This is a genomic window from Pseudomonas sp. p50(2008) (assembly GCF_015351605.1).
Taxonomy (GTDB): domain Bacteria; phylum Pseudomonadota; class Gammaproteobacteria; order Pseudomonadales; family Pseudomonadaceae; genus Aquipseudomonas.
Genome location: NZ_JACMYF010000006.1, coordinates 424,398 through 437,470, shown reverse-complemented (window position 1 = coordinate 437,470; position 13,073 = coordinate 424,398). Strand labels below are relative to the sequence as shown.

Annotated in this window: 12 protein-coding genes; 2 read left to right on the top strand and 10 right to left on the bottom strand. The window is 61.5% G+C overall.

Features of this window, described 5'->3' with window-relative positions; all coding sequences use genetic code 11:
* Positions 1-25: 25 nt before the first annotated feature.
* From paaD to paaF, 10 genes are all read right to left on the bottom strand, one after another.
* Positions 26-559: a 1,2-phenylacetyl-CoA epoxidase subunit PaaD gene (paaD, locus tag H7698_RS19325; protein ID WP_194692484.1), complete on the bottom strand. Its 534-nt coding sequence runs from the start codon at positions 557-559 to the stop codon at positions 26-28.
* Complete coding sequence (gene paaC, locus H7698_RS19320) at positions 546-1,307, bottom strand: 1,2-phenylacetyl-CoA epoxidase subunit PaaC (protein WP_162440991.1); 762 nt, start codon at positions 1,305-1,307, stop codon at positions 546-548. Before paaC ends, paaD begins: the two co-directional genes overlap by 14 nt.
* 8 nt (positions 1,308-1,315) lie before the next feature.
* A complete protein-coding gene (paaB, locus tag H7698_RS19315; RefSeq protein ID WP_003208899.1) occupies positions 1,316-1,597 on the bottom strand; it encodes a 1,2-phenylacetyl-CoA epoxidase subunit PaaB in 282 nt (93 codons plus the stop codon).
* 28 nt (positions 1,598-1,625) lie between these two features.
* Entirely contained in the window at positions 1,626-2,615 is a 990-nt protein-coding gene (gene paaA, locus H7698_RS19310; protein WP_162440992.1) for a 1,2-phenylacetyl-CoA epoxidase subunit PaaA, read from the bottom strand.
* Between the two features lie 2,112 nt (positions 2,616-4,727).
* Positions 4,728-6,053, bottom strand: a complete 1,326-nt coding sequence (gene paaK / locus H7698_RS19305; protein WP_194692483.1) for a phenylacetate--CoA ligase PaaK — start codon at positions 6,051-6,053, stop codon at positions 4,728-4,730.
* Between the two features lie 99 nt (positions 6,054-6,152).
* A complete protein-coding gene (pcaF, locus tag H7698_RS19300) occupies positions 6,153-7,364 on the bottom strand; it encodes a 3-oxoadipyl-CoA thiolase (RefSeq protein ID WP_194692482.1) in 1,212 nt (403 codons plus the stop codon).
* A complete protein-coding gene (paaI, locus tag H7698_RS19295; protein ID WP_162441232.1) occupies positions 7,357-7,806 on the bottom strand; it encodes a hydroxyphenylacetyl-CoA thioesterase PaaI in 450 nt (149 codons plus the stop codon). Before paaI ends, pcaF begins: the two co-directional genes overlap by 8 nt.
* Entirely contained in the window at positions 7,799-9,316 is a 1,518-nt protein-coding gene (gene paaH, locus H7698_RS19290; RefSeq protein ID WP_194692481.1) for a 3-hydroxyacyl-CoA dehydrogenase PaaH, read from the bottom strand. The genes paaI and paaH overlap by 8 nt, the downstream gene beginning before the upstream one ends.
* 3 nt (positions 9,317-9,319) lie before the next feature.
* Entirely contained in the window at positions 9,320-10,111 is a 792-nt protein-coding gene (gene paaG / locus H7698_RS19285; protein ID WP_194692560.1) for a 2-(1,2-epoxy-1,2-dihydrophenyl)acetyl-CoA isomerase PaaG, read from the bottom strand.
* A 60-nt stretch (positions 10,112-10,171) separates the two neighbouring features.
* Positions 10,172-10,945, bottom strand: coding sequence for a 2,3-dehydroadipyl-CoA hydratase PaaF (gene paaF / locus H7698_RS19280; protein WP_194692480.1), 774 nt, complete (start codon positions 10,943-10,945; stop codon positions 10,172-10,174).
* A 350-nt stretch (positions 10,946-11,295) separates the two neighbouring features.
* Here paaF and paaY point away from each other — a divergent pair, with 350 nt between their 5' ends.
* Positions 11,296-11,895, top strand: a complete 600-nt coding sequence (gene paaY / locus H7698_RS19275) for a phenylacetic acid degradation protein PaaY (protein ID WP_194692479.1) — start codon at positions 11,296-11,298, stop codon at positions 11,893-11,895.
* A 172-nt stretch (positions 11,896-12,067) separates the two neighbouring features.
* Positions 12,068-12,991, top strand: coding sequence for a phenylacetic acid degradation operon negative regulatory protein PaaX (paaX, locus tag H7698_RS19270; protein ID WP_162440932.1), 924 nt, complete (start codon positions 12,068-12,070; stop codon positions 12,989-12,991).
* The last annotated feature ends 82 nt before the right edge of the window (positions 12,992-13,073 follow it).

The window sequence follows — 13,073 nt, the reverse complement described above, 5'->3', positions numbered from 1 at the left end:
TCCAGCTGGGACGGCCGATCGCCGCTCAGATGCACTTGAAATAGTCGAACGGTTCCAGGCAATCGCGGCAGCGGTACAACGCCTTGCACGCGGTGGAACCGAATTCACTGAGCACTTCGGTGTGCGTGCTACCGCATTGCGGGCAGGCGATCACCGGGCTGTCGCCGAGCAGACTGCGTTTGCTTGTGCTGCCTTCGGGCGGCGCGATGCCGTAGGCGCGCAGGCGTTCACGACCGCTGTGGGTGATCCAGTCGGTGGTCCACGCCGGCGTCAATTTTCGCTCCAGCAGCGGCGCCTTGAAGCCGGCCAGTTCCAGCGCGTCGCGGATGTCGCTTTCGATCACTTCGGTGGCGGGGCAACCGGAGTAGGTCGGCGTGACCACCACGTGCAAGTGCCCGGCCTGCCAGTCGAGATCGCGGACTATCCCCAGGTCGACCACGCTGACCACCGGCACTTCCGGGTCCATGACCTGGGCCAATGTCGCCCACGCAGCGGCCAGGTCACTCGGCTGAGCCGGCCGGGCGCCCTGGTCGCTGGCGATCAGCTCACCAGGTTGCATCGGGGTACGCTCGTGGCAGGAACTGCATCTCGGCCAGCAGGATGCCGAGGTGTTCGGAGTGCAGACCCTTGCGTGCATCCAGATAGAAATAGCTGGGCGCCGGGGGCACGGGCAGGGTGGCGCGGGCAAAGGTTTCGCTGACGGTTTTTTGCCAGGCGGCGGCGACTTCTGCGGTGGCCGGGATGATGCCGGCTTCGCACAGGCGGTGTTCGCTGTCGTCGGCGCTGGTCAGCTCGACCGTGAAGCGCCACACCTCGGGGATGGCCGCGAGCATGCGCGCGTGGCTCTCTTCGGTGCCGTCACCCAGGCGCTCGACCCACTCACCGGAGCGACGCAAGTGATAGGTCACTTCCTTCACGGCTTTGGCGGCGATCCCGGCAATGCGTTCGTCGCTGGACAGGGCAAGGCCGGTGAGCACTTGCAGGTGCCATGCGTCGTAAAGGAATTGCTTGAGGATCGTGACGGCGTAGTCGCCGTTGGGTTGCTCCACCAGCAACAGGTTGCGGTACGCGCGCTCGTCTCGACGGAACGCCAGGTGATCGGCATCGCGACCGTCGTTCAGCAATTCGGCGGCGTATTCCAGCCAGTTGCGGGCCTGGCCGACGAGGTCGAGGCCGACATTCATCAACGCCAGTTCCTCTTCCAGCGCCGGGGCCTTGCCGCACCATTGGCACAGGCGCTGGCCCTGGATCAGGGCGCTGTCGCCGAGGCGCAGCAGGTATTCGATCAGATCAGTCTGGTTATTCATGGTCGACCTCACATGTGCCCGACTTCGGCCGGCAACTCGTAGAAGCTGGCGTGGCGATAGACCTTGTCGTCCGCCGGGTCGAACAGCGGGTCTTTTTCATCCGGCGAGGACGCGGTAATAAGCGCCGACGGCACGACCCACAGGCTCACGCCTTCGCTGCGACGGGTGTACAACTCCCGCGCGTTTTCGATGGCCATGGTGGTGTCGGCGGCATGCACGCTGCCGACATGCTTGTGGTTGAGGCCGTGCTTGCTGCGCACGAAGACTTCAAAAAGGGTCCATTCGGACATGACGGTGTCTCCAGATCAGGTGGCCGAATCAGGCGGCGTTCTTGTTTTGTTTTTTGCGAGCGTGGGCGACAGCTGCTTCACGAACCCAGGCGCCGTCTTCGATGGCTTTGCGGCGGGTGGACACGCGCTCCTGGTTGCACGGGCCGTTGCCCTTGAGCACTTCGTAGAACTCGCTCCACTGGATCTCGCCGAAGTCGTAGTGGCCGCGCTCGGCGTTCCACTTCAGGTCCGGGTCGGGGCAGGTGCAGCCCAGCAGTTCCAGCTGCGGGATGGTCTGGTCGATAAAGCGCTGGCGCAGTTCGTCGTTGCTCTGGCGCTTGATTTTCCAGGCCATGGATTGGGCGCTGTTGGGCGAGTGCTCGTCGCTTGGACCGAACATCATCAGCGACGGCCACCACAGGCGGTTGATCGCGTCCTGGACCATGTCTTTTTGCGCCTGATTACCGTGACGCATCATGGTCAGGAGGATTTCGTAGCCCTGGCGCTGGTGAAAGCTTTCTTCCTTGCAGATGCGCACCATGGCCCGGGAGTAAGGGCCGTAGGACGTGCGTTGCAACACCACCTGATTGACGATCGCGGCGCCATCCACCAACCAGCCCACGGCGCCCATGTCGGCCCAGTTCAGCGTCGGGTAATTGAAGATGCTGGAGTACTTGGCCTTGCCGCTGTGCAGCTTGGCGATTTCTTCGTCGCGGTCAGCGCCGAGGGTTTCCATGGCGCTGTAGAGGTAGAGGCCGTGACCGGCTTCGTCCTGAATCTTGGCCATCAGCTGCAGTTTGCGTTTGAGCGTAGGGGCACGGGTGACCCAGTTGCCTTCGGGCAGCATGCCGACGATTTCGGAGTGAGCGTGTTGGGAAATCTGCCGGATCAGGGTCTGGCGATAGGCATCGGGCATCCAGTTTTTTGCTTCGATCTTGATTTCTGAATCGATTTTTTCCTGGAAAGCGCGTTCCTGTTCGGACATTTCCGACAGGTCCTTGATGCGCTTGACGCCTGTTTCTACGAGCTGTGCGTACATGGGGGGTCTCCCGCCGTGAATCTGTTTGTTGGCATGGAGAACTTTATAAGCGATACAGAAATTAATATCAAACAGAAAATAACGTGTCGTGTTTGTTTTTTGTATCGCTTTGGGGGGGGAGTGGTTTTTTTGGGGCAGAACCTTGCTCGCATAGCGGCCTGATTAAAGACCGATGCTGTTCGGATATACGCAGATCAACTGTAGGAGTGAGCCTGCTCGCGATGGCGGCCTCATAGCCGATGAGTATTTCCCTGATGCACCTGGATCAAACTGTGGGAGCTGGCTTGCCGGCGATGGCGGTCTGATTGGCGGTGAGATTCTTGCGGGTGTACATATCCATTCCTGCGGTCACGGCTTCTATGGGTTTCGCTTTTACAGCGAGTCACTTGGAAAAGCGCCAAGTAACCAAAGGCTCTTGCCCCTTTCGTACGGTGCCTCGCCAGGGCTCGGCATACCCTCACTCCGGTCCTGCTCCGTGGGCCCGCCGCGATCGGCCATTCATGGCCGTGCGCGGCTAACCCGGCATCCATGCCGGGTTGCCCACTGCGCAGAACCTGCGTTCGGCCTTCCCATGGGGCAAGAAAATCAAAATCAAAAGCAGATCAAAAACAAAGCGAGGCGGCCTGATAGCCGACCTGACTTTCGAAGCTCACGCATTCACCTGGGGAGCCGAGCTTGCTCGCGATAACGGCCTCACAGCCGATCGATGTCTTCCTGATGCACCCGGATCAAACTGTAGGAGTGAGCCTGCTCGCGATGGCGGCCTCATAGCCGATGAGTATTTCCCTGATGCACCTGGATCAAACTGTGGGAGCTGGCTTGCCGGCGATGGCGGCCTGATTGGCGGTGAGATTCTTGTTGGTGTACATATCCATTCCTGCGGTCACGGCTTCTATTGGTTTCGCTTTTACAGCGAGTCACTTGGAAAAGCCCCAAGTAACCAAAGGCTCTTGCCCCTTTCGTCCGGTGCCTCGCCTGGGCTCGGCATACCCTCACTCCGGTCCTGCTCCGTGGGCCCGCCGCGATCGGCCATCCATGGCCGTGCGCGGCTAACCCGGCATCCATGCCGGGTTGCCCACTGCGCAGCACCTGCGTTCGGCCTTCCCATGGGGCAAGAAAATCAAAATCAAAAGCAGATCAAAAACAAAGCGAGGCGGCCTGACAGCCGACCTGACGTTCAGGCGTTCCGCCGCTTAGCGTTGATTCTGGTTTTAAAAGGCAAGATCAAAAGATCGCAGCCTCGTTTCACTCGGCAGCTCCTACATGGCGGCGTTTTTCCAATGATATCCCGTCATCGTTTACGTCCATCGCGAGCAAGCTCAGCTCCCACAAGGAAATGCGCGGGCCTCACCTATCAGGTCGGCTCTCGGGCCGCCTCGCTTTGCTTTTGATTTTGATCTCAGGCGCCCCGTTAAACCACGCTGGCCGAACGCAGGTATTGCGCAGCGGGTAAACCGGCAAGGATGCCGGTTTAGCCGCGCTGGGCCAGGGATGGCCCATCGCGGCGACCCGCGGAGCAATGCCGGAGTGAGGGCACACCGAGCCCTGGCGAGGTGCCAAGTGGTGGGGCAAGAGCGCTTTGGTTACTTTTGACTGGGCCGGCATTCCGGCTCTTCGAAAGTGACTCGCTGTAAAAGCGAAACCCATAGAAGCCGTAACCGCAGGAATGGATATGTACACCGACAAGAATCTCACCGCCGATCATGCCGCCATCGCTGGCAAGCCAGCTCCCACAGTTTGATCCAGGTGCATCAGGGGAATACTCGTTGGCTATGAGGCCGCCATCGCGAGCAGGCTCACTCCTACAGTTTGATTCGGGTGCATCAGGGGAATACTCGTTGGCTATGAGGCCGCCATCGCGAGCAGGCTCACTCCTACAGTTTGATCCGGGTGCATCAGGGGAATACTCGTTGGCTATGAGGCCGCCATCGCGAGCAGGCTCACTCCTACAGTTTGATTCGGGTGCATCAGGAAAATATCGCTTGGCTGTGAGGCCGTCATCGCCGGCAGGCCAGCTCCACAGGGAAATCATTCGGTATAAGGACCGAGCCGATAGCCGTCACGCACGCCAAAAAAAGCCCCGCAAAAGCGGGGCCATAAAGGGTGCAGCAGTCATGCTTTAGGGCGTTTGTCCATCACGTGGCACGCTTTGCCCTCGGAGCGCTTGATCGAATGCAGAGGCTGCAAGACGATCCGCGAACTGATCCCGATGTACGTCTTGATATGCCGACTCAGCTCGCCACAGACGGCCTTCTGCTGATCGTCACTCAAATGCTGGTGCTCAGCCTTCAACTCCACATGCACATCAACGCTGTCCAGGTTGCCGTTGCGATACAGATGAATCTCATAACACTCTGAAAGCTGTTTGATTTTCAGCACCTGTTCTTCGATCTGCGTTGGAAACACGTTAACTCCGCGAATGATCAGCATGTCATCGCTACGCCCGGTGATCTTGTCGATTCGGCGCATCGGTCGTGCCGTCCCCGGCAGCAGGCGCGTGAGGTCGCGGGTGCGGTAGCGGATCATCGGCAGGGCTTCTTTGCTGAGGGAGGTGAACACCAGCTCGCCCATTTGTCCGTCAGGCAGCACTTCACCGGTGATCGGATCGATGATTTCCGGGTAGAAGTGGTCTTCCCAGATCGTCGGCCCGTCCTTGGTTTCCGCGCATTCCATGGCGACGCCCGGCCCCATGATTTCCGACAGGCCGTAGATGTCCAGCGCAGTGATGCCCAGACGGTTCTCGATGGCGCTGCGCAGTTCGCCGGTCCAGGGCTCGGCGCCGAAGATGCCGAGGCGCAGGGCCAGTTTGTGCGGGTCGATGCCCTGGCGCTCGATTTCATCGGCGATGTTGAGCATGTAGGACGGCGTGACCATGATGATGTCCGGCTGGAAATCCTTGATCAGTTGCACCTGTTTCTCGGTCTGGCCGCCGGACATCGGGATGACCGTGCAACCCAGGCGTTCGGCGCCGTAGTGGGCGCCCAGACCGCCGGTGAACAGGCCATAGCCATAGGAAATATGTACCTTGTCGCCGCGTCGGCCACCGGCTGCGCGGATCGAGCGGGCGACGACGTTGGCCCAGGTATCGATGTCGTTCTGGGTGTAACCCACAACCGTCGGTTTGCCGGTGGTGCCACTCGATGCGTGCAGGCGGACGACGTCGTGCATCGGTACTGCAAACATGCCGTACGGGTAATTATCGCGCAGGTCGGTCTTGGTGGTGAACGGAAACTTCGCCAGGTCTTCCAGGGATTTGATGTCGTCGGGATGAACGCCCAGGGCATCGAAACGCTGACGGTACAGCGGCACATTGTTGTAGGCGTGGTTCAGGCTCCAGCGCAGGCGATCCAGCTGATGGTGACGCAGTTCGTCGACGCTGGCGGTTTCCAGCGGGTCCAGCTGTGGATCAAGCACGGCTTTGGCAATTGGCATGTTCATGATTTCACTCGAATTGTTTTTGTGTTTCAGCCCTTTCGCAGAAGGGCTTTGAGTGCATGCCCCAAGGATACCTCTCGGCTCCTCGGGAATCGCGGTTCTTTAGTCGGACAAACGCTCGATGATCAGCGCGATGCCCTGGCCGACGCCGATGCACATGGTGCACAAGGCATAGCGACCGTTACGTTCTTCCAGCTCGTGCAGGGCGGTCGTCACCAGCCGCGCACCGCTCATGCCCAGTGGATGGCCGAGGGCAATGGCGCCGCCGTTGGGATTGACCCGCGGATCGGTGTCGCTCAAGCCGAGTTCGCGCAGCACCGCCAGACCCTGCGCGGCAAAGGCTTCGTTGAGTTCGATCACGTCCATGTCGGCCAGGCTCAGGTTGGCCAGTTCCAGCACCTTGCGCGTCGCGGGTACCGGGCCGATGCCCATGATGCGCGGCTCGACACCCGCCGTGGCCATGGCCACCACGCGACCTCGGGCTTTGAGGCCATGACGCTTGGCGATTTCCGGGCTGGCGAGCAACAGGGCACAGGCACCGTCGTTGACCCCGGAGGCGTTGCCGGCGGTGATGCTGCCGCCTTCGCGAAACGGCGTGCCGAGTTTCTGCAGCTGCTCGAGGGTGGTGTCGCCACGGGGATGCTCGTCATGCTCGACGACCTTGGCCGGACCTTTGCGTTGCGGGATCTCTACCGCGACGATTTCCTTCGCCAGGCGCCCGCTGGCCTGCGCGGCGGCGGCCCGTTGCTGGCTGCGTAGCGCGAAGGCGTCCTGGTCTGCGCGGGAGATGTTGAACTGCTCGGCGACGTTCTCGGCGGTCTCCGGCATGGAGTCGATGCCGAACGCTTTTTTCATCAGCGGATTCACGAAACGCCAACCGATGGTGGTGTCGTACATCTGCGCGTCGCGGGAAAACGCCTGCTCGGCTTTGCCCATCACCAACGGTGCACGGGACATCGATTCGACGCCACCCACCAGCATCAACCCGGCTTCACCACAGCGAATCGCCCGGGCTGCGGTGCCGATGGCGTCCAGCCCGGAACCGCACAGACGGTTGAGGGTGGTGCCCGGCACGCTGACTGGCAACCCGGCCAACAGCGCCGACATGCGCGCCACGTTGCGGTTGTCTTCGCCGGCCTGGTTCGCGCAGCCGTAGATCACGTCGTCCACCGTGTTCCAGTCGACCTGCGGATGACGGCGCAGCAGTTCACGCAGCGGCACGGCGCCGAGGTCGTCGGCGCGCACGCTGCTCAAGGCGCCGGCGTAGCGGCCGATCGGGGTCCGCACCGCGTCGATGATCAAGGCGTCATTCATTCGGGGTCTCCTGCGCGAGCACTGTCCCGCGCACTTTGTAGGATTTGCCATGGAACAGCGCGATCAGCTGGCCCTGTTGGTTTTCTATGCGTACGTCGTAGTTGCCGGTGCGGCCGGAGCGGCTTTGCTCGATGCAATCGGCGGTCAGTGTGTCGCCCTGATGTGCCGGGGCGATGTAGTCGATGCTGCAACCGATGGCCACCGTGGCGTCGTTGTAGCTGTTGCAGGCGAAGGCGAATGCCGAGTCGGCGAGGGCGAACAGGTAGCCGCCGTGGCAGGTGCCGTGACCTTGAATCATGTCGGCGCGCACGCTCATGCCGACCCGGGCACAACCCGGCGCGGCGGAGAGCAGGCGCATGCCCATGGCCTGGCTGGCGGCGTCGCGCTTGAGCATGGTTTGGGCGCACTGGCTGGCCAGGTTCATGGCTTCGTGGTTAGTCATGGAACGTTCTCCCTTCAGCGACCCGGCGACGCAGCAGCAGCGACGGGCGATAGCGTTCTTCGCCGTAACCGGCGTGCAGGTTTTCCAGTACGGTCAGCACGTGTGAAAGCCCGATGGCATCGGCCCACGCCAGCGGGCCCTGGGGATAATTGACCCCGGCGCGCATGGCCAGATCGACGTCGGCGGCCGAGGCGACGCCCTGCAACACGGCGTCGGCGGCTTCGTTGGCGAGCATCGCGACCGTGCGCAACACGGCCAGGGCCGGGCTGTCGCTGAGTCGGCTGACAGTGAATCCAGCGCGTTGCAGCAGGGCGATGCCCTGGTCCAGCGCGGAGTCGGTGATATCGGCTGAGCAACTGATGGCAATCCGTTTGGCCTGACCGTAGTCGGACGCCAGATCAAGCAGGATCAGGTTGCGCAAGCCGTCTTCCGCAGCGCGCTGGCAGGCCATGCGCCCGTCACTCAAGGCCAGCACCGCATCGCCGACCCGCAACAGGCCTTGGCCGTCGCGCTGGATAACGCCGATGCCATGGTCACGCAAGCGCGGGATCAGTGCGTTGGCGATGCCGAGATCACCTTCCACCACAGCGGTTTCAACGGCGGCACTGCTGTTGATTTCGATCGGATGAGGGCGGGAAGCACCTTCTGCATAGCTGTAAAACCCCTGGCCGCTTTTACGCCCCAGGCGGCCAGCCTCGACCAGTTCTTTCTGGATCAACGAAGGCAGGAAGCGTGTGTCGCCGTAGTAGGCATCGAACACCGAACAGGTCACGGCGTAGTTGACGTCATGGCCGATCAGATCGGTCAGCTCGAACGCGCCCATCGCAAAGCCACCGGCATCGCGCATCAACGCATCCAGCGTCGGACAGTCGGCGGCGCCTTCCTGCAGCAGGCGCAAGCTTTCGGCGTAGAACGGGCGCGCGACACGGTTGACGATGAAGCCCGGCGTCGAGCGGGTGTGCACCGGTTTTTTACCCCAGGCTTTGGCGGTGTCGTACAGGCATTCGGCGAGCGCCGGATCGCTGGCCAGACCCGAGACGATTTCCACCAGCGCCATGATCGGTGCCGGATTGAAGAAGTGCAGGCCGAGCAGGCGTTGAGGATGATTCAGCTGCGCGGCGATGCTGGTGATCGACAGCGACGAGGTGTTGCTGGCGAGGATGCACCGTTCGCCGCAGACACTTTCCAGTTGGCGGAAGAGGGCGCGTTTGACCTCAAGGTTCTCGACGATGGCTTCGATGACCAACTCGCAATCGGACAGCGCTTCGATGGCTTCCACGGCGTGCAGGCGGGCGATGGTTGCTGTCCGTGCCTCGCTTGAAAGCTTGCCCTTTTCGACGCGCTTGCCCAGCTGCCGGTCGATGCCTTCGATGGCCTGTGCGGCGGCGCCCGGACGGTTGTCCAGCAGCAACACCGGATGGCCGGCCTGTGCGGCGACCTGGGCGATGCCGGCGCCCATGGCCCCGGCGCCGATCACTGCAATAAGTGCGTTTGTGTTCAGTGCCGTCATGACTCAGCGCCCCTTGAAACTTGGGCTGCGTTTTTCCATGAAGGCGCCGACGCCTTCACGGTAGTCCTCGCTGCGCCCGGCCAGGCGCTGCAGGTCCTTTTCGAGTTCGAGCTGTTCGTCGAAGGTGTTGCTCAGGCTCGCATTCAAGCTGCGTTTGATCAGTGCCAGGCCATAGGTTGGTTGCGTGGCCAGATGGCGGGCGAGGGTCAGGGCTTCGGCGCGCAGTTCGGCGTCGTCCACCACCCGGTAGATCAGCCCCCATTGCTCGGCCTGTTCGGCGCTCAGGCGATTGCCCAGCAAGGCCAGGGCCTTGGCGCGGGCCATGCCGACCAGACGCGGCAAGGTCCAGGTGCCGCCGGAATCCGGAATCAAACCGATCTTGCAGAAGGCTTGAATGAAGCTTGCCGAACGCGCCGCCAACACCAGATCGCACGCCAGCGGGATGTTGGCGCCGGCACCGGCGGCAACGCCATTGACCGCGCAGATGACCGGCAGCGGCAAGTCGCGCAATTGGCGGATCAGCGGGTTGTAGAACTTCTCGATGGACTCGCCCAGATCCGGCACGGCACTGCCCGGCGCGACGTTTCGGTCGCTGAGGTCTTGCCCGGCACAGAAGCCGCGGCCTTCACCGGTGAGCAGCAGGACGCGCACGTCCGGGTTCTGCCGCACCTGTTTCAGCGCTTCCTTGACCTCGCCATGCATCTGCGTGTTGAAGCTGTTGAGCTGGTCCGGCCGATTGAGGCTGAGCAGGGCGACACCGGCCTCGATGGAAAACAGAATGTGTTCGAAGTTCATGGTCATGGCGCTCTCTGAGAAGTCGTTCGCTGCTTTTTAAGGTGGTGAGGGGGCGGCGGGTTATTCGCCGGTGAAGGTCGGCGTGCGCTTTTCCTGGAACGCCCGAATGCCTTCGTCACGGTCGCGGGTGCCGGCCAGAACGGTGAACGCATGGCGTTCGAAGCGCAGGCCGCTGGCCAGGTCGGTGTCCATGGCCTTGAGCAAGGATTCCTTGGCCAGGCGCACCGCCAGCGGAGCCTTGCCTGCAATGCTGCGGGCAATCTGCAGGGCGCGTTCGACGGTGAATTCCGGTTGAGTCACTTCACTCACCAGGCCGGCGCGCTGGGCCTGGCGAGCGTCGATCGCCTCGCCGGTCAGGACCATTTGCATCGCCATGGATTTGCCGACCGCGCGCAGCAAGCGTTGGGTGCCACCGGCGCCGGGCATGATCCCGAGATTGATTTCCGGCTGGCCGAAGCGGGCGTCTTCCCCGGCAACAATGATGTCCGCGTGCATCGCCAGTTCGCAGCCGCCGCCCAGGGCGAAGCCGTTGACGGCGGCGATCAAGGGTTTGTTGAAGCGGGTGATGGTCTGCCACGAAGCCTGGCGCGGGTCGTCGAGGATGCCGACCAGATTGCGTTCGGCCATTTCCTTGATGTCGGCGCCGGCCGCGAAGGCTTTGCGGCTGCCGGTCAGGACCACGACGCGGGTGTCGGCGTCGGCCTGGGCGGCATCCAGTTCGCCGGCCAGCTCACCGAGCAATTCGGTGGTCAGGGCGTTCAGCGCTTGCGGACGCTGCAGGGTGATCAGGCGAACGCCCGGCTCGATGAACTCGACAGCAAGTGTTAGAGGCATGGCAGATGCCCTCACGGTGCACGCTCGGCGGTGATGCCGGCTCATTATTGGATCGGCGCGAGGCCGGTTTTGCCGGAGTATACCTACAACGTGATACGTAAATGCAACTTAAAAAACTGATTAATGTGTCTTATTGGTTGTGTTCAGGTTTTTGAAACGGATGTTTGATGAGAAGCTTGTTGCGGGTTTTTCCCCTGTTTTATTGACGTAAAGACCTGTTTTTCGTCTGTAATACACCGCGGCTCTTGCGGACTCATTAAGTGATACGGTTATTTGTCTTTGTGATGTCAAAAGCGATGTGATACAAAATCAATCAACTTCGGCATCGCTTTCGCTTATTAGGAAATCCCATGACCTGCTACAGCCTTGATGGTTTGACTCCGGTGGTTGACCCCACGGCCTACGTTCATCCGTCGGCCGTTCTGATTGGCGACGTGATCATCGGTGCGCATTGCTACGTCGGACCGCTGGCCAGCCTTCGGGGCGACTTTGGCCGGATCGTGCTGGAAGAGGGCGCCAACCTGCAGGACACCTGCGTGATGCACGGTTTTCCGGACAGTGACACGGTGGTCGAGCGCAATGGTCATATCGGTCACGGCGCCGTGCTGCATGGTTGCCGGATTGGTGCGGATGCACTGGTGGGCATGAATGCGGTGGTGATGGACAACGCGCGCATCGGTGCGCGGTCGTTTGTATCGGCGGCGGCCTTTGTCAAAGCGGGGTTCGAATGCCCGGAGCAATCACTGGTGATGGGCGCGCCGGCCAGCGTCAAGCGCAGTCTCAGCGATGAGGAAGTGGCGTGGAAACAAGCCGGTACCCGTGCGTATCAGCAACTGGCCCAGCGTTGCCTTGAGCAGATGCAAGTGTGCGAACCCTTGACCGAGCCGGAGCCCGATCGCCCGCGTATCAGTGACAGTGGCCTGCGGCCCAAGGGTAGCGGCCTTTCGTGATCACTCTGGCGAGGGGATTTATCCCCGTTGGGTTGCGGAGCAGCCCCAAAAATGGGACCGCTGCGCAGTCCAACGGGGATAAATCCCCTCGCCACGGTAGCTCCTGCAGGGATCCGCGATTAACCGGTAGACATTCGGTATATTCCTTTTCTTTTTTCAGCTCGGTACGCCCATGTCGTCCCTGACACCTTTGAACCACCTGATTACCCGCTTCCAGGAACAGACGCCCATTCGCGCCAGTTCCTTGATCATCACGTTGTACGGAGATGCCATCGAGCCCCATGGCGGGACCGTCTGGCTGGGTAGCCTGATCCAGTTGCTCGAACCGATCGGTATCAACGAGCGGCTGATCCGCACCTCTATTTTCCGTCTGACCAAAGAAGGCTGGCTGACCGCCGAGAAAGTCGGACGTCGCAGCTACTACAGCCTCACCGGCGCCGGTCGCCGGCGTTTCGACAAGGCGTTCAAGCGGGTTTACAGCTCCACCGTGCCCGCCTGGGACGGTTCGTGGAGCCTGGTGATGCTCACGCAACTGACCCAGGACAAGCGCAAACAAGTGCGCGAAGAACTGGAGTGGCAAGGTTTTGGTGCGATCTCGCCAGCGGTACTGGCCTGCCCGCGCAGTGACCGGGCCGACCTCAATGCAACGCTGCTTGAACTCGGCGCACAGGAAGAGACCATCGTTTTCGAAACGACCGCCCAGGATGTGCTGGCCTCCAAAGCCTTGCGTTTGCAGGTGCGCGAGAGCTGGAACATCGAGGAACTGGCGACCCATTACAGCGAGTTCATCCAGCTGTTCCGACCGCTCTGGCAAGCGCTTCGCGAGCAGGAGAACCTGCAACCGGCCGACTGTTTCCTGGCACGGGTCCTGCTTATTCACGAGTACCGCAAATTGCTGTTGCGCGACCCGCAGCTGCCGGACGAATTGCTGCCCGGCGACTGGGAAGGACGCGCTGCCCGCCAGTTGTGCCGCAACATTTATCGATTGATTTACGCCAAGGCCGAGGAGTGGCTGAACAGTGCGCTGGAAACCGCTGACGGGCCGTTGCCCGATGTGGGTGAAAGTTTCTACCGACGGTTTGGCGGGCTGAAATAGTTCGTTTTTACCCGAGCGCATTGCGGTCAGGGAGGACCAGGGGATTGGCGTAGATAATAAAAACAAGCCTGCGTGAGGCCCG